This is a genomic window from Micromonospora sp. WMMD1128, assembly GCF_027497235.1.
In the GTDB taxonomy this organism is placed as follows: Bacteria; Actinomycetota; Actinomycetes; order Mycobacteriales; family Micromonosporaceae; genus Micromonospora.
In genome coordinates this window covers 486,320-506,658 of the sequence record NZ_CP114902.1, presented here as the reverse complement: position 1 = coordinate 506,658, position 20,339 = coordinate 486,320, and the positions used below count along the sequence as shown (strand labels likewise).

Genomic DNA, 20,339 nt, shown 5'->3' with positions numbered 1-20,339 from the left:
GCCGCTCGGCCGGCGGCGGGCTCAGCCCTCGGCGACCGGGACCCGCAGCCGGCGGGTGAGATCGGCGCGGCGGGCGTACCCGGCCGGATCGGTGGGGTAACCCACCTCGACCAGGGCCAGGCCGTGCGCGGGCGCCACGGTGACCTCGCTCGACCGTTCCCGGCGGGTCAGCAGGCCGGCCGGCCAGTGGACCGGCCGCCGCCCGTCGCCGGCGACGAGCATGGCGCCGACCAGGCTGCGCACCATGTTCTGGCAGAACGCGTCGGCCTGCACGGTGGCGACCAGGATGCCGTCCGGGTCGCGCCGCCAGTCCAGCCGGGTCACCTCGCGCAGCGTGGTGGCGTTCTCCTTGCGCCGGCAGTACGCGGCGAAGTCGTGCTCGCCGACCAGACCGGCCGCGGCCTCGTTCAACGCCGTCAGGTCCAGCGGCTTCGGCCAGGCCAGGGTGTCCCGCCGGCGCAGCGGCTCGGCGCCCCAGGGCGCGTCGGTGACCCGGTACTCGTAACGGCGGAAGGTGGCCGAGAACCGGGCGTCGAAGTCGGCCGGCACCTCGGTCATCGCGCGGACCCGGGCGTCCGTGGGCAGGAGCCGGGCCAGCCGGCGCAGCAGCCGCCCCTCGTGCGCGCGCCACACCTCGGTCGGCAGGTCGAGGTGGCAGACCTGCCCGGTGGCGTGCACCCCGGCGTCGGTGCGACCGGCCACGGTCAGGCCGGTGGCCGTACCCGTGCCGAGGACCAGATCGAGCGTCTGCATGAGCACCCCGGCCACCGTGCGCCGGGTGGGCTGCGGGGCCCAACCGGAGAAGTCGGTGCCGTCGTACGAGACGTCCAGCCGCAGCCGGGTCCGCTCGTCCACCTCGTACCTCCGTTGACGGCGTCGGGCCCGGCACCCCGCGAGGGGATGCCGGGCCCGACGGTGCTGCCTACGATCAGGCCTTGTCGTTCTCGGTGGCCTCGTCGCTGTCCTCACGGGCGGCGGCGGTGTCGCCGGAGGCGGAGACCGGAGCCTCCGCGTCCTGGTCACCGGCGCTCGCCTTCGGGGCCTCCTCGGCCGGGGCCAGGGCCTCGACCTTGTCCTGCTGGGCGGCCTTGCGGGCGGCGGTCTTCCGGTTCGCCTTCGGCTCGGCGACGGCAAGCTCCTCCACCAGCTCGATGATCGCCATCGGAGCGGCGTCACCCTTGCGCGGACCGGTCTTCACGATCCGGGTGTAGCCACCGTTGCGGTTGGCGTACCGGGGCGCGATCTGGTCGAACAGGGAGTAGACCACGTCCTTGTCCTTGACGACGCCCGCCACCCGCCGACGCGAGGCGAGGTCGCCGCGCTTGGCCTTGGTGATGAGCTGCTCGGCCAGCGGGCGGAGCCGCCGGGCCTTCGTCTCGGTGGTCTGGATCTTGCCGTGCTGGAACAGCGCGGTGGCCAGGTTGGCCAGCATCAGCCGCTCGTGCGCGGGGCTGCCGCCGAGGCGGGGGCCCTTGGTGGGCGTGGGCATGCTTGGTGCTCCTCAGGTGTGGCGGCAGCGCGGACTAGAGCTGCTCGGTCTCGCGGTAGTCGTCGGTGTCGTAGTCGGCCTCGCCGAAGGCGTCCACGACGTGCGCCGGGTCGAAGTTCGGAGCCGAGTCCTTCAGCCCCAGGCCCATCCCGGCGAGCTTCATCTTGACCTCGTCGATCGACTTCTGACCGAAGTTGCGGATGTCGAGAAGGTCGGCCTCGGTGCGCCCGATCAGCTCACCGACGGAGTTGATGCCCTCGCGCTTGAGGCAGTTGTAGGAGCGGACGGTCAGGTCCAGCTCCTCGATCGGCAGAGCCAGGTCCGCCGCCAGCTGGGCGTCCTGCGGGGACGGCCCGATGTCGATGCCCTCGGCGGTCTCGTCCAGCTCGCGGGCGAGGCCGAACAGCTCCACGAGCGTCGAGCCGGCGGAGGCCAGCGCGGTACGCGGACCCATCGACGGCTTGGTCTCGACGTCGATGATCAGCCGGTCGAAGTCGGTCCGCTGCTCGACCCGGGTCGCCTCGACGCGGTACGTCACCTTGAGCACCGGCGAGTAGATCGAGTCGACCGGGATCCGGCCGATCTCGGCGCCCGCCTGCTTGTTCTGCGCCGCCGTGACGTAGCCCCGACCCCGCTCGACGGTCAGCTCCATGTCGAGCCGGCCCTTGCCGTTGAGGGTGGCGAGCTTCAGGTCCGGGTTGTGCACCGAGACACCGGCCGGGGGCTGGATGTCACCGGCGGTCACGTCGCCCGGGCCCTGCTTGCGCAGGTACATGCTGACCGGCTCGTCGTGCTCGGAGCTGACGCACAGCTCCTTGATGTTCATGACGAGCTCGACCACGTCCTCCTTGACCCCGGGGATCGTGGTGAACTCGTGCAGGACACCGTCGATCTTGATCGAGGTGACCGCCGCACCGGGGATGGACGACAGCAGCGTACGCCGCAGCGAGTTGCCGAGCGTGTAGCCGAAGCCGGGCTCCAGCGGCTCGATGGTGAACCGGGACCGGGTCTCGTTGATCGACTCTTCGGAGAGAGACGGTCGCTGGCTGATGAGCATCTTTTCTCTTCTCTTCCGGGGCGCCCGCTATTTGACGCCCACGACACAACTGTTCCGGTGGCCCGCCCCGCAGGACGGGCCACCGCAACGAGCCCTACTTGGAGTAGAGCTCGACGATCAGCTGCTCCTGGACCTGGGTGTCGATCACCTGTCGGGCCGGGAGCGAGTGCACGAGGACCTTCATCTGGCTGGGGATGGCCTCGAGCCACGCCGGAACGGTCTTGGAGCCGGCCTCGGCCTGCGCGACGATGAACGGGGTGAGCTCCTTGCTCTTGCCCCGGACCTCGATGATGTCGTGCTCCTTGACGCGGAACGACGGGATGTCGACCTTCTTGCCGTTCACCGTGAAGTGACCGTGCTTGACCAGCTGACGGGCCATGTCCCGGGACTTGGCGTAGCCGGCCCGGTAGACCACGTTGTCCAGCCGCGACTCGAGGATCTGCAGCAGAACCTCACCGGTCTTGGCCTTCTTGCCCACGGCCTCTTCGTAGTAGCCGCGGAACTGCTTCTCCAGCACGCCGTAGACACGGCGGGCCTTCTGCTTCTCACGGAGCTGGAGCAGGTACTCCGTCTCCTTGGTCCGGCCGCGGCCGTGCTGCCCGGGCGGGAACGGCCGGGACTCGAACGGGCACTTCGGGCCATCGCACTTGCTGCCCTTGAGGAACAGCTTCATCTTCTCCCGCCGGCAACGGCGGCAGTCAGCACCGGTGTAACGAGCCATCTCTCTCTAACCTCTCAGACCCGGCGACGCTTCGGCGGACGGCACCCGTTGTGCGGCTGCGGCGTGACGTCGGAGATCTGCCCGACCTCGAGGCCCGCGGCCTGCAACGAACGGATGGCGGTCTCCCGGCCGGAGCCGGGGCCCTTGACGAACACGTCGACCTTGCGCATGCCGTGTTCCATGGCCCGACGCGCGGCGGCCTCGGCGGCCAGCTGCGCGGCGAACGGGGTCGACTTGCGGGAGCCCTTGAAGCCCACCTGGCCGGAGGAGGCCCAGGAGATGACCGCACCGGTCGGGTCCGTGATGGACACGATGGTGTTGTTGAAGGTGCTCTTGATGTGCGCCTGCCCGTGGGCGACGTTCTTGCGTTCCTTGCGCCGGACCTTCTTGACAGCGGCTCCGGCACGAGCCTTCGGTGGCATAAGTCTTCTGCGCTCCTAGTTGACTTTCCGGAACGGGTTGCGGCCTGGCCCACCTCTGCGGCGGCCGACCCGTCACCCGGGTAAGAATTACTTCTTGCCGGGCTTCTTCTTGCCGGCCACAGTCCGCTTCGGGCCCTTCCGGGTCCGCGCGTTGGTCTTGGTGCGCTGACCGCGCACGGGCAGACCGCGACGGTGCCGGATGCCGGCGTAGCAGCCGATCTCGACCTTGCGGCGGATGTCGGCGGCGACCTCGCGGCGCAGGTCGCCTTCAACCTTGTAGTTGCCCTCGATGTGGTTCCGGAGCTCGACCAGCTCCTCGTCCGTGAGGTCCCGAACGCGCTTGTCCGGCGAGATGCCGGTGGCGGCGAGGGTCTCCAGGGCGCGGGTGCGACCGACCCCGAAGATGTAGGTGAGCGCGATCTCCATCCGCTTCTCGCGGGGGAGATCCACGCCGACTAGACGTGCCATGTGCGGGCGTACTCCTCAAATGTGTGCGGAGGTCTGGACCCGTCCCACCCCGCTGCCCGAGCGGGCCCCGGCCTCCGACCGGGGGTCAACCACGAGGGGGTACGCGCGAAGCGCACCGTCCGCGGCTGGGACGAGCTGTGACGTGTGGGGCGTCAGCCCTGGCGCTGCTTGTGGCGCGGGTCGGTGCAGATGACCATGACCCGGCCGTGCCGGCGGATCACCCGGCACTTGTTGCAGATCCTCTTGACGCTCGGCTTGACCTTCACGGTTGCCTTACTTCCCATCCGGCCCGGAACGCGACGAGTCGCGACCCGGACGTCGAAGACGGACACGGGGACGTCCCGGCCGTCGTCAGGCTTACTTGTAGCGGTAGACGATGCGCCCGCGGGTCAGGTCGTACGGCGAGAGTTCGACGACGACCCGGTCCTCCGGCAGGATGCGGATGTAGTGCTGCCGCATCTTGCCGCTGATGTGAGCCAGCACCTTGTGACCGTTCGCGAGCTCCACCCGGAACATGGCGTTCGGCAGGGGCTCGATGACCCGACCCTCGATCTCGATGGCTCCGTCTTTTTTCGGCATGTACTCCGCTGTCCTGACGTCGGTTACTCCGGACGGCTCACAACGTCTTACACGGATCGCCCAATCAAGATCAGTTGACCCGCGCCAGCCGCGGCTCCGACTCCCACCGAAGCGCAGGGTGGGCATGGCGGAGTGGACGCTGTGCGCCGATCAGAAAGTGTACGCCGGCCGGAGCGCTGCCGCCAAACCGGCCGGCCCTGACGCCCCGCGCCTGGCCAATTTCCGCACCCACTGTGACCAGTGGCACAGCGGTGGAAGGCCGCGACCGTCGCCGTACGCCCTCGGGCACCCACGCTCAGCGCCGGCGGTCGCGCCGCTTCCGGCCGTGATCCACACCGATCAGCCCGACCGACTGCATCAACACCAGGCCACCCCACGGGCCCAGCACCCAGAGCGGCCAGACGCCGGCGACGTGGCCCGATGCGACCGCACTGATCAGCCAGATCGGCACCAGGATCGCGGCCACCCGCAGCCAGGGCATCCAGATCCAGAGCAGCCGGGAGCGGGTCTCCGGCGCCTCCGATCCACCGGACTTCACCGGCGTCCCGGCCGCTCCGGCGCCGGCGGGAGCCGCCGGATCAACCGGCGCGGGCGGCGGGGTCGGCGCCAGGGCGGACCGCTCGACGGGCGCCACCCCCGGCAGGTCGGCGACCACCTCGTCCAGCTCGCCGTAGGTCCGGGCGGCGTACGCGCGGGCCAGCCGCTCGTCGTACTCGTGCAGGCCGAGCCGGCCCTCCTCCAGCGCCACCCGGAGCCGTTCCGCAGTGGCCTCCCGGTCGCGGTCGGCCGCTCGCATCTCCCGGTGCCCGTCCATGACGGCAAGGATGCCACCACCCCGCCACCGCACGAAACGCCCGGCCCTCCGTGATCCACACCAGTTCGCCGAAGTGGCCGCATCACACCCACCCCGATACCGCCAGAGCGCCGAAACGGAGTTGATCACGCAAGCCGAGGCCCGGAAGCCGGACCGAACCAGGACCAACCGGGCCCGGGTGGGCGTCCCCGGCCGGGTCAGCGCGCCGGCGAGTCCGCGGGCTGGCGGGCGGTGACCAGGTCGCCCAGGCGGGCCCGGCCGCCGTCTACCGCGGTCAGCACCCACACGCCGTCGGGCAGCAGCGCCATCGAGTGCTCGACGTGCGCCGCCATCGACCGGTCTCGCGTCACCACGGTCCAGCCGTCGGACAGCTCGACCGTACGCGGGGAACCGGCCGTGATCATCGGCTCGATGGCCAACGCCATGCCGGGCACCAGGCGCGGACCCTTGCCCGGGCGGCCGTGGTTGAGCACGTGCGGATCCTGGTGCATCTCGGTGCCGATGCCGTGGCCGCCGTAGCCGTCGACGATGCCGTACCGGCCGCCCTTGCGGACCGCGGTCTCCACCGCGTGCGAGATGTCGGTGAGCCGCCCCCGGCCGGAGGCCGCCCCCCGGGCCGCGGCGGCGATCCCGGCCCACATCGCGTCCTCGGCGACCTCGGCCATCCGCAGCAGCGCCGGGTCGACGTCGCCCACGGCAACCGTGACGGCCGCGTCGCCGTGCCAGCCGTCGAGCACCGCGCCACAGTCGATCGAGATCAGGTCACCGGAGCGCAGCACCTGCTCCGGCGACGGGATGGCGTGCACCACCTGCTCGTTGACCGAGGAGCAGATCGACGCCGGGAAGCCGTGGTAGCCCTTGAACGACGGGACCGCCCCGGCCTCGCGGATGGTGGCCTCGGCGATCGCGTCCAGGTCGGCCGTCGTCACGCCGGGCGCGACCGCCTCCCGCATCCGGCTCAGGGCACGGGCGACGACCAGACCGGCGGCCCGCATCAGCTCGATCTGCTCGGGGGTCTTCAGCTGGATGTCCAGCTGGGGACGGCGCATGACGGCGACACCTTTCGTTACACGGAACAGCGGGGCACGTCACGCGTACCCCGCTGTTCGAACTCTATCCGCCGGGCGGCGGCGGGCGGTCAGCCTCCGTACGACCGTAGCGCGTCGATGGCCCGGACGGTGACGTCCTCCACCGGCCCGGTCGCGTCGATGCCCACCAGCTTGCCCTGGGCGCCGTAGTAGTCGACGAGCGGCGCGGTCTTCTCCGCGTATTCCCGCAGCCGGGCGGCGATGGTCTCCGGCTTGTCGTCGTCCCGCTGGAACAGCTCCGCGCCGCACCTGTCGCAGACACCCTCCCGGGTGGTCGCGTCGAACTCGACGTGCCAGATCTTGCCGCAACCCCGGCAGGTACGCCGGCCGGAGAGCCGCCGGATCACCTCGTCGTCGTCGACGACCAGCTCCAACACCAGGTCCAGCGAGCCGCCCAGGTCGGCGAGGAGCTTGTCCAGCTCGGCGGCCTGCGGCGTGGTCCGCGGGAAGCCGTCGAGCAGGAAGCCCTCGCCGGCGTCCGGCTCGGCGAGCCGGCCCCGCACCATGTTGATGGTGACGTCGTCCGGGACCAGCTTGCCGGCGTCCATGTATCGCTTGGCCTCGACCCCCAGCGGCGTGCCCTGGGTGACGTTGGCCCGGAAGATGTCACCGGTGGAGATCTTCGGCACCGCCAGGTGAGCGGCGATGAACTCCGCCTGTGTGCCCTTGCCCGCGCCCGGCGGGCCAACCAGAACGAGTCGCATCTACCGCAGGAACCCTTCGTAGTTCCGCTGCATGAGTTGGCTCTCGATCTGCTTCACGGTCTCCAGACCGACGCCGACCATGATGAGCACAGCGGTGCCGCCGAACGGGAAGTTCTGGAACTGCTGGTTGTCCAGCCAGATGAAGAAGAAGTTCGGCAGGATCGCGACGATGCCCAGGTAGAGCGCGCCCGGCAGGGTGATCCGGCTGAGGATGAAGTCCAGATATTCGGCGGTCGGCTTGCCGGGGCGGATGCCCGGCACGAAGCCGCCGTACTTCTTCATGTTGTCCGCGACCTCGGTCGGGTTGAACGTGATCGACACGTAGAAGTAGGTGAAGAAGATGATCAGCAGGAAGTAGATCGCGATGTGCTCCGGCGCGCTCGCCTTCACGATGTGGTTCTGGATCCACGCCTGGGTCTTGCCCGGGTCGTTCTGGTCGAAGAACTGGAGCGCGAGCGTCGGCAGGTAGAGCAGCGACGAGGCGAAGATGACCGGGATGACGCCGGCCTGGTTCACCTTGAGCGGGATGTAGGTCGACGTGCCGCCGTACATCCGCCGGCCGATCATGCGCTTCGCGTACTGGACCGGGATCCGGCGCTGCGCCTGCTCGATGAACGTGACCGCGGTGATGACCAGCAGCACCAGGGCGATGACGAGGAGGAACATCCCCCAGCCCTTGGTGGTCTTGATCTTCCAGCCCTCGCTGGGGAGCCGGGCCGCGATCGACGTGAAGATCAGCACCGACATGCCGTTGCCGACGCCCCGGTCGGTGATCAGCTCGCCGAGCCACATCACCACGCCGGTGCCGGCGGTCATGGTCATGACCAGCACGGTGAGCGTCAGCCAGTCCGGGATGCCGGTGCCCTTGGGCACGATCGGGAACTGGTCGCACTGGTTGTTGAACAGCTGCCCGGAGCGGGCCAGCGCCACGAACGCCGAGGACTGGAGGATGCCCAGGCCCAGCGTCAGGTAGCGGGTGTACTGGGTGATCTTCGCCTGACCGGCCTGGCCCTCCTTGCGGAGCTGCTCCAGGCGCGGGATCACCACCGTCAGCAGCTGCAGGATGATCGACGCGGTGATGTAGGGCATGATGCCCAGCGCGAAGACCGAGAGCTGAAGCAGCGCGCCGCCGGAGAAGAGATCCAGCAGGTTGAGCACGCCGGTGCTGCCCTGGATGGTGTCGAGGCACTTCTGCACGTTGCCGTACGAGACGCCCGGGCTGGGCAGCGTGGCGCCCAGCCGGTAGACCGCGATGATGCCTACTGTGAACAGCAGCTTCTTGCGCAGGTCAGGCGTACGGAACGCACTGAGAAAGGCGGACAGCAACTTCTTCCTCCTGCGCGACGCGGGCCGCCGGTGACGATCCCTGGCGGGGCGGGGTGAATGTCGGGCCCAGTGCCCGATATCCATGGCTGGGAACGGACTCTAACAGCCCGACCCCCGTCCGGGCAGATGTGCCCGGCTACATAAACCGAATCCGATGTTACCCGGCGCACACGTCGCCGGTAGACCATGGCGCCCGCCCAGTCACGAACAACTGAGCGGGCGCCACGAACATGCCTTACAGCTCGGTGACCGAGCCGCCGGCCGCGGTGATCTTCTCCTTGGCCGACGCGCTGAACGCGTGCGCCGACACCTGGAGCGAGACACCACCGAGGTCGCCGGTGCCGAGGACCTTGACCGGGTGGCCCTTACGGACCGCGCCGGACTCGACCAGCTCGACCGGGCCGATCTCGCCGCCGTTCGGGAACAGCTCGGCGAGGCGGTCCAGGTTGACCACCTGGAACACGACCTTGAACTTGTTCTTGAAGCCCTTCATCTTCGGCAGGCGCATGTGGATGGGCATCTGCCCACCCTCGAACGCCGGCGAGATGTTCTTCCGGGCCTTCGAACCCTTGGTACCGCGACCGGCGGTCTTGCCCTTGGAGCCCTCACCACGACCCACACGGGTCTTGGCGGTCTTGGCGCCGGGTGCCGGACGCAGGTGGTGCACCTTGATCGTCATTACTCGACCTCCTCGACCTTCACGAGGTGGTTGACCGTGAAGATCATGCCTCGGATCTCCGGCCGGTCCTCCTTGACCACCACGTCGTTGATCCGCTTGAGCCCGAGCGAACGCAGCGAGTCACGCTGGTTCTGCTTGCGCCCGATCCCGGACCGGACCTGGGTGACCTTCAGACGTGCCATCAGGACGCCACCCCCGCACGCGACGCCAGCATGGCAGCCGGCGCGACGTCCTCCACCGGCAGGCCACGACGCGCCGCGACCTGCTCGGGGGACTCGAGCCCCCGCAGGGCCGCCACGGTGGCGTGCACGATGTTGATCGGGTTGGACGAGCCGAGGCTCTTGGAGAGCACGTCGTGGATGCCCGCGCACTCCAGCACGGCACGGACCGGACCACCGGCGATGACACCCGTACCGGCCGAGGCCGGCTTGAGCAGCACCACACCGGCGGCGTCCTCGCCCGTGACCGGGTGCGGAATCGACTGACCGATCCGCGGCACCTTGAAGAAGTGCTTCTTGGCCTCCTCGACACCCTTGGCGATCGCCGCGGGCACCTCCTTGGCCTTTCCGTAGCCCACGCCGACGGTGCCGTCGCCGTCGCCCACGATCACCAGGGCGGTGAAGCTGAAGCGACGACCACCCTTCACGACCTTGGCGACGCGATTGATCGCGACGACCCGCTCGAGGTGCGGGGTCTTCTCGACGGGCGCGTTTCCGCGGCCGCCCTCACGGCGGTTGTCGCGGCGACCACCCTCGTTGCCACCGGACCCGCCGCCACGGCGCTGTTGACCTGGCATCAGCAGCCTTCCTTCTCTCTCGTGACGGGGTTGTTAGAACTCGAGCCCGGCTTCGCGGGCGGCGTCGGCAAGCGCGGCAACACGCCCCGCGTACCGGTTGCCACCGCGGTCGAAGACGACCTTCGAGACGCCGGCGGCCTTGGCGCGCTCGGCGAGCAGCGCGCCGACCTTGCCGGCCAGGGCGCTCTTGTCGCCCTCCGCGCCGCGCAGCGAGGCGTCCATGGTCGAGGCCGACGCCAGGGTGTGACCCTTGGTGTCGTCCACGACCTGGGCGACCACGTGCCGCAGGGAGCGGGTGACGACGAGGCGGGGACGCTCGCCGGTGCCGCTGACGTTCTTGCGGACCCGGAAGTGCCGACGCGCACGCCCGACGGCACGCTTGGCGGCGACGCCGCGGCGGCGCTTGAGCAGCGTGGCGCTCACTTCTTACCTGCCTTTCCAGCCTTGCGGCGGATGACCTCGCCCTGGTACTTCACGCCCTTGCCCTTGTAGGGCTCCGGCGGGCGGATCTTCCGGATGTTGGCGGCGATCTCGCCGACCTGCTGCTTGTCGATGCCGGCCACGTGGAACAGCGTCGGCCGCTCGACCGTGAAGGTGATGCCGTCCGGCGCCTGCACCAGCACCGGGTGCGAGAACCCGAGCGCGAACTCCAGGTCCTTGCCCTTGGCGGTGACGCGGTAACCGGTGCCGGCGATCTCCAGGCTCTTGCGGTAGCCCTCGGTCACCCCGACGATCATGTTGGCCACCAGCGTACGGCTCAGGCCGTGCAGCTCCTTGGCCTTGCGCTCGTCGTTCGGCCGGTTGACGACCAGCTCGCCGTTCTCGCTGCGCTCCGCCGTGATCGGCTCGGCCAGCACGTGGCTCAGCTCGCCCTTGGGGCCCTTGACCTTGACGGTCTGGCCGTCGATCGTGATGTCGACGCCGGAAGGCACCGGGATCGACTTACGTCCAATACGCGACATTTCTACCTGTCTCCCGTTACCAGACGAAGGCGAGGACTTCCCCGCCAACGCTCCGCTTGCGGGCCTGCCGGTCGGTGAGCAGCCCCTGGGACGTCGAAATGATCGCCACGCCCAGTCCGCCGAGCACCCGCGGGAGCCCGTCCGACTTGGCGTACACCCGGAGACCGGGCTTGGACACGCGCTTGATGCCGGCCAGGCTCCGCTCGCGGTTCTGGCCGTACTTCAGCTCGACGACCAGTCGCTTGCCGACGGCGCCCTCCTCGGGGTCATCGACCGACCAGGTGGCGATGTAACCCTCGGCCTTGAGGACCTCGGCGATGTTCGCCTTGATCTTCGAGTAGGGCATCGTCACCCGGTCGTGGTACGCCTGGTTGGCGTTACGCAGACGCGTGAGCATGTCTGCGATCGGGTCGGTCATCGTCATGAAAACTCGTCAACCTTTCTCGCCGGGGTTCCCCGGGCCAGGCCCGGGGCCTACGGCGAAGAGACAGTTCAGCTGACGCGCCGGAGCGCGCCGGGCTATTACCAGGAAGCCTTGGACACGCCGGGCAGCTCACCGCGGTGGGCCATCTCCCGGATGCACACCCGGCAGAGACCGAACTTGCGGTAGACCGCCTTCGGACGCCCGCACCGCTGGCAGCGGGTGTACGCGCGAACCGAGAACTTCGGCTTCGCGGCCGCCTTGAGGATCAGCGCCTTCTTGGCCATCTCAGTTCTCCTTGAACGGGAAGCCCAGGAGCTTGAGCAGCGCCCGGCCCTCGTCGTCGGTCGTGGCGGTCGTGACCACCGTGATGTCCATGCCCCGCTGGCGATCGATCTTGTCCTGGTCGATCTCGTGGAACACCGACTGCTCGGTCAGACCGAACGTGTAGTTGCCGTGCCCGTCCAGCTTGCGCCCGTCCAGACCGCGGAAGTCGCGGATACGCGGCAGCGCGATCGAGAGCAGCCGGTCCAGGAACTCCCACATCCGGTCGCCCCGCAGGGTGACCTTCGCGCCGATCGGCATGCCCTCACGGAGCTTGAACTGCGCGATCGACTTGGTCGCCCGCCGGACCAACGGCTTCTGGCCGGTGATCGTGGCCAGGTCGCGGACCGCGCCGTCGATCAGCTTGGCGTCGCGAGCGGCCTCGCCGACACCCATGTTGACGACGATCTTGACCAGGCCGGGCACCTGCATGGGGTTGCCGTAGGCGTACTGCTCCTGCAGCTTCGCCACGACCTCGTTGCGGTACCGCTCCTTGAGACGCGGCAGGGTCTTCGTTTCGGTAGCCGTGGTCATCACAGGTCCTTACCGGTGCTACGCGCGATGCGGACCTTCTGGCCGTTGTCGTCGATCCGGTAGCCGACGCGGGTCGGCTTGCCGTCGGAGTCCATGACCATCACGTTCGAGACGTGGATCGGGGCCTCCTGGGTGACGATGCCACCGGTCTTGGCGCCACGCTGGGTGGTGCTGATGCGAGTGTGCTTCTTGACCCGGTTCACGCCCTCGACCAGGACCTTGTCCTGCCGCGGGTAGGCCGCGATGACCTTGCCCTTGGCACCCTTGTCCTTGCCGGCGATGACGACGACCGTGTCGCCCTTCTTGACCTTCACGGTCACAACACCTCCGGCGCGAGAGAGATGATCTTCATGAACCGCTTGTCCCGCAGCTCGCGACCCACCGGGCCGAAGATACGGGTACCGCGCGGGTCCCCACCGTCCTTGATGATGACGGCGGCGTTCTCGTCGAAGCGGATGTACGACCCGTCCGGCCGCCGCCTCTCCTTGGCGGTCCGAACGACGACGGCCTTGACGACGTCGCCCTTCTTCACGCCGGCACCGGGGATCGCGTCCTTCACCGTTGCCACGATGACGTCGCCGATGCTCGCGTAGCGCCGACCGGAGCCACCGAGAACCCGGATGCACAGGATCTCCCGGGCACCCGTGTTGTCGGCGACGCGCAGTCGCGACTCCTGCTGAATCACGTCTATCTCCTATGTCTGCCGGTTCTCCGGCCGCCGAGGGCGGCCGGAGCCTGGCGGAACGTTCGCCCGACCGATGCCGGCCGAGCTCGAGCCTTCGCTACTTGGCCTTCTCGAGGATCTCCACGAGCCGCCACCGCTTGGTGGCGGAGAGCGGCCGGGTCTCCATGATCAGGACCCGGTCGCCGGTACCGGCCGAGTTCTGCTCGTCATGCACCTTCAACTTGCTGGTACGGCGCATGATCTTGCCGTACAGCGCGTGCTTGACCCGGTCCTCGACCTCGACCACGACGGTCTTGTCCATCTTGTCGCTCACCACGAGGCCCTCACGGACCTTGCGGCGGGCCCGCACGGTGGCGGTCGTGTTCTCGTCACTCATGATGCAGTCACCTCAGTCGGCGCGGCCGAGAGACCCAGCTCACGCTCACGCATGATCGTGTAGATCCGGGCGATCTCCCGACGGATGACCTGCAGCCGCCGGTTGTTGTCCAGCTGCCCGGTTGCGCCCTGCACGCGGAGGTTGAACAGCTCCGCCTTCGCCTCGCGCAGCTTCGTGACCAGCTCCTCGTCGGAGAGCTCACGCAGCTCGGAGGCCTTGACGCCCGCTGCCATCAGGATTCACCCACTTCGCGCGTAACAATGCGGCACTTCATCGGGAGCTTGTGGATCGCGCGACGCATTGCCTCTCGCGCGATCTGCTCGTTCGGGAAGGACATCTCGAAGAGAACCCGCCCCGGCTTGACATTGGCGACCCACCACTCGGGCGAACCCTTACCGGAACCCATCCGGGTCTCGGCCGGCTTCTTGGTGAGGGCCTGGTCCGGGAAGATCGTGATCCAGACCTTGCCACCACGCTTGATGTGACGGGTCATCGCGATACGCGCCGACTCGATCTGGCGGTTGGTCACGTACGCCGGCTCGAGAGCCTGGATCCCGAACTCGCCGAACACCACCCGGTTACCACCCTTGGACGCGCCGTGGCGGTCCGGGTGGTGCGGCTTGCGGAAGCCCTTCGGGGGCTTGCGCGGCATCAGCATCTGTCAGCCCTCCTGCTGCGTTTCTGCCGGCTGGTTCGGAGCCGAGGCGGCTGCGGCGACAGCGCTGCTGTCGACCGGCTCACCGGCCGGCGTCTCCGCCTGCTGCGCGATGGTGGTCGCGGCAGCCCGGCCGGCCTCGGTGCCACCGGCGGTCGTACCCGAGGAGCCCGAGCGGCCACGACGCGGCCGATCCGGCCGGTCGCCACGGTCGCGGCGCGGGCCGCGCGACGGGGCGGTCTCGGCCGGAGTCTCCCGACCCGGGACGGCGTCGCCCTTGTAGATCCAGACCTTCACGCCGATCCGGCCGAAGGTGGTACGGGCCTCGAAGAAGCCGTACTCGATGTTGGCCCGCAGCGTGTGCAGCGGGACGCGACCCTCACGGTAGAACTCGGTCCGGCTCATCTCGGCGCCGCCCAGACGACCCGAGACCTGCACCCGGATGCCCTTGCAGGCCGGGTTCTTCATCGCGGACTGCATCGACTTGCGCATCGCCCGACGGAAGCTGACCCGGCTGGAGAGCTGCTCGGCGACGCCCTGGGCGACCAGTTGCGCGTCCGACTCGGGGTTCTTCACCTCGATGATGTTCAGCTGGACCTGCTTGCCGGTGAGCTTCTCCAGCTCACCGCGGATCCGGTCGGCCTCCGCACCCTTACGGCCGATGACGATGCCCGGCCGGGCGGTGTGGATGTCGACGCGGACCCGGTCCCGGGTGCGCTCGATGTCGACCTTGGAGATGCCGGCGCGCTCGAGGCCCTTGGACATCATCCGGCGGATCTTGACATCCTCGCCGATGTAGTCCTTGTAGAGCTTGTCCGCGAACCAGCGGGACTTCCAGTCGGTCGAGATGCCGAGCCGGAACCCGGTGGGGTGAACTTTCTGACCCATTACTCGGCACCCTCCGTCGTGCTCTGCCCCTCGGCCGGCGCGGCCGACTCGGCCTGCTTGGCCGGAGCGGCCTTCCTGGCCGACTTCTTCGGCGCGGCCGGCGCCACCGCCTCGACCGCCACGGTGATGTGGCAGGTCCGCTTGCGGATCCGGTAGGCCCGGCCCTGCGCCCGCGGCCGGAACCGCTTCATCGTCGGGCCCTCGTCGACGAACGCCTCGCTGACGAGCAGCGCGTCGGGGTCCAGCCGCTCGTTGTTCTCCGCGTTGGCGATCGCGCTCGCGAGCACCTTGAATACCTGCTCGCTCGCAGCCTGCGGCGCGAACTGCAGCACCGTGAGCGCCTCCTTCGCGGGCAGGCCGCGGACGAGGTTGACCACCCGGCGCGCCTTCATCGGCGAGATGCGCACGTGCCGCGCAACCGCCCGCGCGCCCGGAAGCACCGGAGCGTCGCCCTTTCCTGGCATCGCTGTAACCCCTTGTTCCTCTATCCGTATGCCCGCGGCGTCAGCGCCGGCGGCTCTTCCGGTCGTCCTTCTCGTGACCCTTGAACGTGCGGGTCAGCGCGAACTCGCCGAGCTTGTGCCCGACCATTGCTTCGGTCACGAAGACCGGAACGTGCTTGCGTCCGTCGTGCACGGCGATCGTGTGACCCAGCATGTCCGGGATGATCGTCGAACGCCGCGACCAGGTCTTGATCACGTTCTTCGAGCCCTTGTCGTTCTGCGTCTCCACCTTCTTGAGCAGGTGGTCGTCGACGAACGGGCCCTTCTTCAGGCTGCGAGGCATGTCTTATCTCCCTCAGCCGCGCTTACGCGTGGCGTAGCGGCGGCGGACGATCAGCCGGTCGCTCGGCTGGCCCTTACGACGGGTGCGGCCCTCGGGCTTACCCTGCGGGTTGACCGGGTGGCGACCACCGGAGGTCTTACCCTCACCACCACCGTGCGGGTGGTCGACCGGGTTCATGGCGACACCACGGACGGTCGGGCGCTTGCCCTTCCACCGCATCCGGCCGGCCTTGCCCCAGTTGATGTTCGACTGGTCGGCGTTGCCGATCTCGCCGACGCTGGCGCGGCAGCGCACGTCGACACGCCGGATCTCACCGGACGGCATACGCAGGGTCGCGTACGCGCCCTCGCGGCCGAGCAGCTGGATGCCGACGCCGGCCGAGCGGGCCAGCTTGGCGCCGCCGCCCGGACGCAGCTCCACGTTGTGCACGGTGGTACCGACCGGGATGTTGCGCAGCGGCAGGTTGTTGCCCGGCTTGATGTCGGCGCCCGGGCCGGACTCGACGCGGTCGCCCTGCTTCAGGTCCTTCGGCGCGAGGATGTAGCGCTTCTCGCCGTCGGCGTAGTGCAGCAGCGCGATGCGCGCGGTGCGGTTCGGGTCGTACTCGATGTGCGCGACCTTCGCCGGCACGCCGTCCTTGTCGACCCGCTTGAAGTCGATCAGGCGGTACTGGCGCTTGTGGCCGCCGCCGTGGTGCCGCGTGGTGATCCGGCCGTGGGCGTTGCGTCCACCCTTCTTCGGCAGCGGAGCCAGCAGCGACTTCTCCGGCGTCGACCGGGTGATCTCAGCGAAGTCGGCGACGCTTGAGCCACGCCGGCCCGGCGTCGTCGGCTTGTACTTACGGATAGCCATTGTCTACACCCCTCAGCTGACCGGGCCGCCGAAGGCCTCGATACGGTCACCGTCAGCCAGCTTCACCATCGCGCGCTTGGTGTCCTTGCGCTTGCCGAACCCGGTGCGGGTCCGCTTGCGCTTGCCCTCGCGGTTGAGCGTGTTGACCGTCAGGACACGGACGTTGAAGATCTGCTGGATAGCGATCTTGATCTCGGTCTTGTTCGCGTCCGGGTGCACCAGGAAGGTGTACCAGTTCCGGTTCAGCTCGCTGTAGCTCTTCTCCGAGACGACCGGCGCGACGATGACGTCACGCGGATCGGCGATCGTGCTCACTTGCCACCCTCCTCGGTGGTCTCGGCTGGCACGCCCAGGAACTCGTCCAGGGCCTCCTTGGTGAAGACCACGTCGTCGGCCACCAGCACGTCGTAGGTGTTGAGCTGCCCGGCCTCGAGCAGGTGCACCCGCGGCTCGTTGCGCAGCGACACCCAGTTCAGCTCGTCGGTGCTGCTGAGCACGACCAGGACCCGCCGGGCCTCGGTCAGCTTCGCCAGCGTGGCCAGAGCGGCCTTGGTCGACGGCTTCTCGCCCGAGACGAACGCCTCGACGACGTGCACCTGGCCGGCGCGGGCCCGGTCGGAGAGGGCGCCACGCAGGGCGGCGGCCTTCATCTTCTTCGGGGTCCGCTGGCTGTAGTCGCGCGGCACCGGGCCGTGGACCACGCCACCGCCGGCGAACTGCGGCGCGCGGGTCGAGCCCTGGCGGGCGCGACCGGTGCCCTTCTGCTTGTACGGCTTCCGGCCACCGCCGGAGACCTCGCCGCGGGACTTGGTCTTGTGCGTGCCCTGTCGGGCCGCCGCGAGCTGAGCCACCACGACCTGGTGCATCAGCGCGATGTTCGCCTGCGCGTCGAAGATGTCGGCCGGCAGCTCGACGGAGCCGCTCTTGCCGCCTTCGACGTCGAGGACGTCAACGGTGGTCACTTGGCCACACCGCCCTTCTTCACCTTCGCCTTGGCCGCGGTGCGGACCAGGACCAGCGCGCCCTTGGGGCCGGGGATGGCGCCACGAACGAGCAGGAGGTTGTTCTCGGTGTCGACCGCCTGGACGGTGAGGTTCTGGACGGTGTAGCGCACGCCACCCATCCGACCCGCCATCCGGGTGCCCTTGAAGACGCGACCCGGGGTCGCGCAGGCGCCGATCGAGCCGGGCGAGCGGTGCTTGCGCTCGACACCGTGGCTGGCGCGCAGACCGTGGAAGCCGTGCCGCTTCATCGGGCCGGCGTAGCCCTTGCCCTTGGTCTTGCCGGTCACGTCGATCACGACGCCGGGCGGGAACTCGTCGACCGTGACCTCCTGGCCCGGCGCGTAGTCCGCGGCGTCGGCGGTGCGCAGCTCGACGATGTGCCGGCGCGGCGCGACGTCCGCCTTGGCGTAGTGCCCGGCGATCGGCTTCTTGACCTTGCGCGGGTCGATGGCTCCGTAGGCGAGCTGAACGGCGGCGTAGCCGTCCTTCTCGGCGTTACGAACCTGGCTCACGACGCACGGGCCGGCCTCGACCACGGTCACGGGGACAACTTTGTTGTTGTCCCAGACCTGGGTCATGCCGAGCTTGGCGCCCAGGATCCCCTTGACTTGCCTGTCCATTTGATCGATCCCTACAGCTTGATCTCGATGTCGACGCCAGCCGGCAGGTCGAGGCGCATGAGCGAGTCGACCGTCTTCGGGGTCGGGTCGATGATGTCGATCAGACGCTTGTGCGTACGCATCTCGAAGTGCTCGCGCGAGTCCTTGTACTTGTGCGGCGAGCGGATGACGCAGAAACGGTTGATCTCCGTGGGCAGCGGCACCGGGCCAGCGACCTGCGCCCCGGTACGCGTCACCGTCTCGACGATCTTCCGAGCCGAGGAGTCGACGACCTCGTGGTCATAGGCCTTGAGCCGGATGCGGATCTTCTGTCCCGCCATGGTGGCTTCTGTTCCTTCTCTCGATGCCGCTGTGTTGCGGGCGCCTGTACCGGCTGGTACCGGCCCACTTCCGCCGACCCCCGCGGTCGGGCGTGTCGCGCCCGTGGACCAAGCTCCGCCCCGAGACTCCGGAGCGATCCTCTTGACCACGCGGTGGGTCATGACGCCGGTCGCGGGAACCGCGACCTGAACGCCGCGCGAGGGTGGTTGACCGCCGATGGCGATCAACCACCCTACGCGAGACTGTCTGCCTCCCGGGGTCCGGCCTCAACCGGACGCGGGTGACCGACCGTCGTTACGCAACCTGACTAGTATGCCGCACGACCGGCGGCAACGCTAATCGGGGTTACCCAGCTCACTTAATGATCTTGGTGACGCGACCCGCGCCGACCGTACGACCACCCTCGCGGATCGCGAACTTCAGGTTGTCCTCCATGGCGATGGGCTGGATCAGCTTCACCGACATCGAGGTGTTGTCGCCCGGCATGACCATCTCGGTGCCCTCGGGCAGCGTGACGACGCCGGTGACGTCCGTGGTCCGGAAGTAGAACTGCGGGCGGTAGTTCTGGAAGAACGGGGTGTGGCGGCCACCCTCCTCCTTGGAGAGGATGTAGACCGTCGCCTCGAACTCCGTGTGCGGGGTCGTGGTGCCCGGCTTGATGACGACCATGCCGCGCTCGACGTCCTCGCGCTTGGTGCCACGCAGCAGCAGGCCGACGTTCTCACCTGCGCGGGCGTCGTCCAGGGTCTTCCGGAACATCTCGATCGCGGTGACCTTGGTCTTGAAGCCCTTCTCGCGGATGCCGACGACCTCGACGTCCTCGTTCGGGAGCAGCACGCCACGCTCGACACGACCGGTGACGACGGTGCCACGACCGGTGATCGTGAACACGTCCTCGACCGGCATGAGGAACGGCTTCTCGGTCTCGCGCTCCGGCTGCGGGATCGCGGTGTCGACCGCGCTCATCAGCTCGAGCAGCTTCTCGGTCCAGACCGGGTCGCCCTCGAGCGCCTTCAGCGCGGAGACCTGGACGACCGGCAGGTCGTCACCCGGGTACTCCTGCGAGGAGAGCAGCTCGCGGACCTCGAGCTCGACGAGCTCCAGGAGCTCCTCGTCGTCGACCATGTCGCTCTTGTTGAGCGCCACGACGATGTACGGCACGCCGACCTGACGGGCCAGCAGCACGTGCTCGCGGGTCTGCGGCATCGGGCCGTCGGTCGCCGCGACCACCAGGATCGCGCCGTCCATCTGCGCGGCACCGGTGATCATGTTCTTGATGTAGTCGGCGTGACCGGGGCAGTCGACGTGCGCGTAGTGACGCGCCTCGGTCTGGTACTCGACGTGCGCGATCGAGATCGTGATGCCGCGGGCCTTCTCCTCCGGCGCCTTGTCGATCTCGTCGAACGGCGTGTACGGGTTCAGGTCCGGGTACTGGTCGTGCAGGACCTTGGTGATGGCCGCCGTCAGCGTCGTCTTACCGTGGTCGATGTGACCAATGGTGCCGATGTTGACGTGCGGCTTAGTCCGCTCGAACTTCGCCTTCGCCACTGGTGTCCTCCTGTGGACTTTCTTGGTTCGTTCGCCCCGGTGCGCCGGTCGGCGCGTAGGACTCTGTCGACAGCCTTTCCGGCCTGACGGCCGGAGAGCCTTTGTGGGTTCTGCGGCGATGAAGCCTACAGGCCCGGATTCACACAACCCGACCGAGGTGGTCGCGGGCGGGAACTCCCTCCCGCGACCGCCCTCGGATCATCTCCGCCGGCTCAGGTGA

34 protein-coding genes are annotated in these 20,339 nt (G+C 68.7%); all 34 read right to left on the bottom strand.

From position 1 onward, the window contains the following. Positions 1–21 precede the first annotated feature (21 nt). Positions 22–855, bottom strand: a complete 834-nt coding sequence (gene truA / locus O7602_RS02550; protein ID WP_281586620.1) for a tRNA pseudouridine(38-40) synthase TruA — start codon at positions 853–855, stop codon at positions 22–24. 73 nt (positions 856–928) lie between these two features. Beyond that, the gene (gene rplQ / locus O7602_RS02545; RefSeq protein WP_281586619.1) at positions 929–1,489 is read right to left on the bottom strand and encodes a 50S ribosomal protein L17; all 561 of its coding nucleotides are present in this window, start codon (positions 1,487–1,489) and stop codon (positions 929–931) included. A gap of 34 nt (positions 1,490–1,523) precedes the next feature. After that, a complete protein-coding gene (locus O7602_RS02540) occupies positions 1,524–2,546 on the bottom strand; it encodes a DNA-directed RNA polymerase subunit alpha (RefSeq protein ID WP_007073009.1) in 1,023 nt (340 codons plus the stop codon). A 94-nt stretch (positions 2,547–2,640) separates the two neighbouring features. Further along, positions 2,641–3,267: a 30S ribosomal protein S4 gene (gene rpsD / locus O7602_RS02535; protein ID WP_089155247.1), complete on the bottom strand. Its 627-nt coding sequence runs from the start codon at positions 3,265–3,267 to the stop codon at positions 2,641–2,643. Between the two features lie 14 nt (positions 3,268–3,281). Next, positions 3,282–3,689: a 30S ribosomal protein S11 gene (rpsK, locus tag O7602_RS02530; protein WP_014440747.1), complete on the bottom strand. Its 408-nt coding sequence runs from the start codon at positions 3,687–3,689 to the stop codon at positions 3,282–3,284. An 87-nt stretch (positions 3,690–3,776) separates the two neighbouring features. Next, entirely contained in the window at positions 3,777–4,157 is a 381-nt protein-coding gene (gene rpsM / locus O7602_RS02525; protein ID WP_013288614.1) for a 30S ribosomal protein S13, read from the bottom strand. A gap of 152 nt (positions 4,158–4,309) precedes the next feature. Then, entirely contained in the window at positions 4,310–4,423 is a 114-nt protein-coding gene (gene rpmJ, locus O7602_RS02520; RefSeq protein WP_012184307.1) for a 50S ribosomal protein L36, read from the bottom strand. A gap of 91 nt (positions 4,424–4,514) precedes the next feature. Continuing rightward, positions 4,515–4,736: a translation initiation factor IF-1 gene (gene infA / locus O7602_RS02515; RefSeq protein WP_007073013.1), complete on the bottom strand. Its 222-nt coding sequence runs from the start codon at positions 4,734–4,736 to the stop codon at positions 4,515–4,517. A 295-nt stretch (positions 4,737–5,031) separates the two neighbouring features. Continuing rightward, positions 5,032–5,550 (bottom strand): DUF1707 domain-containing protein, encoded by a 519-nt coding sequence (locus tag O7602_RS02510; RefSeq protein ID WP_281586618.1) that lies wholly within the window; start codon positions 5,548–5,550, stop codon positions 5,032–5,034. A gap of 197 nt (positions 5,551–5,747) precedes the next feature. Continuing rightward, the gene (gene map / locus O7602_RS02505; protein ID WP_281586617.1) at positions 5,748–6,599 is read right to left on the bottom strand and encodes a type I methionyl aminopeptidase; all 852 of its coding nucleotides are present in this window, start codon (positions 6,597–6,599) and stop codon (positions 5,748–5,750) included. A gap of 89 nt (positions 6,600–6,688) precedes the next feature. Beyond that, positions 6,689–7,342 carry an adenylate kinase gene (locus O7602_RS02500; RefSeq protein ID WP_281586616.1) on the bottom strand — a complete coding sequence of 218 codons (654 nt, stop codon included), beginning with the start codon at positions 7,340–7,342 and terminating at the stop codon, positions 6,689–6,691. After that, positions 7,343–8,668 carry a preprotein translocase subunit SecY gene (secY, locus tag O7602_RS02495; protein WP_281586615.1) on the bottom strand — a complete coding sequence of 442 codons (1,326 nt, stop codon included), beginning with the start codon at positions 8,666–8,668 and terminating at the stop codon, positions 7,343–7,345. A 235-nt stretch (positions 8,669–8,903) separates the two neighbouring features. Next, entirely contained in the window at positions 8,904–9,347 is a 444-nt protein-coding gene (gene rplO / locus O7602_RS02490; RefSeq protein ID WP_281586614.1) for a 50S ribosomal protein L15, read from the bottom strand. Beyond that, the gene (gene rpmD, locus O7602_RS02485; RefSeq protein ID WP_091065818.1) at positions 9,347–9,529 is read right to left on the bottom strand and encodes a 50S ribosomal protein L30; all 183 of its coding nucleotides are present in this window, start codon (positions 9,527–9,529) and stop codon (positions 9,347–9,349) included. Before rpmD ends, rplO begins: the two co-directional genes overlap by 1 nt. Next, positions 9,529–10,143, bottom strand: a complete 615-nt coding sequence (gene rpsE / locus O7602_RS02480; protein WP_281586613.1) for a 30S ribosomal protein S5 — start codon at positions 10,141–10,143, stop codon at positions 9,529–9,531. Before rpsE ends, rpmD begins: the two co-directional genes overlap by 1 nt. A gap of 33 nt (positions 10,144–10,176) precedes the next feature. Continuing rightward, positions 10,177–10,566 (bottom strand): 50S ribosomal protein L18, encoded by a 390-nt coding sequence (rplR, locus tag O7602_RS02475; protein ID WP_281586612.1) that lies wholly within the window; start codon positions 10,564–10,566, stop codon positions 10,177–10,179. Further along, the gene (gene rplF / locus O7602_RS02470) at positions 10,563–11,105 is read right to left on the bottom strand and encodes a 50S ribosomal protein L6 (protein ID WP_281586611.1); all 543 of its coding nucleotides are present in this window, start codon (positions 11,103–11,105) and stop codon (positions 10,563–10,565) included. Before rplF ends, rplR begins: the two co-directional genes overlap by 4 nt. Positions 11,106–11,121: 16 nt before the next feature. Beyond that, positions 11,122–11,529 carry a 30S ribosomal protein S8 gene (rpsH, locus tag O7602_RS02465; protein WP_281586610.1) on the bottom strand — a complete coding sequence of 136 codons (408 nt, stop codon included), beginning with the start codon at positions 11,527–11,529 and terminating at the stop codon, positions 11,122–11,124. A 98-nt stretch (positions 11,530–11,627) separates the two neighbouring features. Next, complete coding sequence (locus tag O7602_RS02460) at positions 11,628–11,813, bottom strand: type Z 30S ribosomal protein S14 (RefSeq protein ID WP_007073023.1); 186 nt, start codon at positions 11,811–11,813, stop codon at positions 11,628–11,630. 1 nt (position 11,814) lies between these two features. After that, a complete protein-coding gene (gene rplE / locus O7602_RS02455) occupies positions 11,815–12,384 on the bottom strand; it encodes a 50S ribosomal protein L5 (RefSeq protein WP_091065804.1) in 570 nt (189 codons plus the stop codon). Continuing rightward, positions 12,384–12,704 (bottom strand): 50S ribosomal protein L24, encoded by a 321-nt coding sequence (gene rplX / locus O7602_RS02450; RefSeq protein WP_181570334.1) that lies wholly within the window; start codon positions 12,702–12,704, stop codon positions 12,384–12,386. The genes rplE and rplX overlap by 1 nt, the downstream gene beginning before the upstream one ends. Further along, positions 12,701–13,069 carry a 50S ribosomal protein L14 gene (gene rplN, locus O7602_RS02445; protein ID WP_007465279.1) on the bottom strand — a complete coding sequence of 123 codons (369 nt, stop codon included), beginning with the start codon at positions 13,067–13,069 and terminating at the stop codon, positions 12,701–12,703. The genes rplX and rplN overlap by 4 nt, the downstream gene beginning before the upstream one ends. Before the next feature lie 97 nt (positions 13,070–13,166). Next, complete coding sequence (rpsQ, locus tag O7602_RS02440) at positions 13,167–13,445, bottom strand: 30S ribosomal protein S17 (RefSeq protein ID WP_281586609.1); 279 nt, start codon at positions 13,443–13,445, stop codon at positions 13,167–13,169. Further along, entirely contained in the window at positions 13,442–13,678 is a 237-nt protein-coding gene (gene rpmC, locus O7602_RS02435) for a 50S ribosomal protein L29 (RefSeq protein WP_161685901.1), read from the bottom strand. Before rpmC ends, rpsQ begins: the two co-directional genes overlap by 4 nt. Then, positions 13,678–14,103 carry a 50S ribosomal protein L16 gene (gene rplP, locus O7602_RS02430; RefSeq protein ID WP_073834927.1) on the bottom strand — a complete coding sequence of 142 codons (426 nt, stop codon included), beginning with the start codon at positions 14,101–14,103 and terminating at the stop codon, positions 13,678–13,680. The genes rpmC and rplP overlap by 1 nt, the downstream gene beginning before the upstream one ends. 3 nt (positions 14,104–14,106) lie before the next feature. Continuing rightward, positions 14,107–14,988, bottom strand: a complete 882-nt coding sequence (gene rpsC, locus O7602_RS02425; protein ID WP_281586608.1) for a 30S ribosomal protein S3 — start codon at positions 14,986–14,988, stop codon at positions 14,107–14,109. After that, positions 14,988–15,452 carry a 50S ribosomal protein L22 gene (gene rplV / locus O7602_RS02420; RefSeq protein WP_281586607.1) on the bottom strand — a complete coding sequence of 155 codons (465 nt, stop codon included), beginning with the start codon at positions 15,450–15,452 and terminating at the stop codon, positions 14,988–14,990. Before rplV ends, rpsC begins: the two co-directional genes overlap by 1 nt. 40 nt (positions 15,453–15,492) lie before the next feature. After that, positions 15,493–15,774, bottom strand: coding sequence for a 30S ribosomal protein S19 (gene rpsS / locus O7602_RS02415; RefSeq protein ID WP_091627706.1), 282 nt, complete (start codon positions 15,772–15,774; stop codon positions 15,493–15,495). Positions 15,775–15,786: 12 nt separating this feature from the next. Beyond that, the gene (gene rplB / locus O7602_RS02410) at positions 15,787–16,626 is read right to left on the bottom strand and encodes a 50S ribosomal protein L2 (RefSeq protein ID WP_278109425.1); all 840 of its coding nucleotides are present in this window, start codon (positions 16,624–16,626) and stop codon (positions 15,787–15,789) included. A 12-nt stretch (positions 16,627–16,638) separates the two neighbouring features. After that, entirely contained in the window at positions 16,639–16,941 is a 303-nt protein-coding gene (gene rplW / locus O7602_RS02405; protein ID WP_013288632.1) for a 50S ribosomal protein L23, read from the bottom strand. Further along, positions 16,938–17,588 (bottom strand): 50S ribosomal protein L4, encoded by a 651-nt coding sequence (gene rplD / locus O7602_RS02400; protein WP_281586606.1) that lies wholly within the window; start codon positions 17,586–17,588, stop codon positions 16,938–16,940. The genes rplW and rplD overlap by 4 nt, the downstream gene beginning before the upstream one ends. Then, entirely contained in the window at positions 17,585–18,250 is a 666-nt protein-coding gene (gene rplC / locus O7602_RS02395) for a 50S ribosomal protein L3 (protein WP_281586605.1), read from the bottom strand. Before rplC ends, rplD begins: the two co-directional genes overlap by 4 nt. 11 nt (positions 18,251–18,261) lie before the next feature. After that, positions 18,262–18,570, bottom strand: coding sequence for a 30S ribosomal protein S10 (rpsJ, locus tag O7602_RS02390; RefSeq protein WP_007073037.1), 309 nt, complete (start codon positions 18,568–18,570; stop codon positions 18,262–18,264). Between the two features lie 355 nt (positions 18,571–18,925). Beyond that, on the bottom strand, positions 18,926–20,119 hold the full coding sequence (tuf, locus tag O7602_RS02385; protein ID WP_091426406.1) for an elongation factor Tu: 1,194 nt from the start codon (positions 20,117–20,119) through the stop codon (positions 18,926–18,928). Between the last annotated feature and the right edge of the window lie 220 nt (positions 20,120–20,339).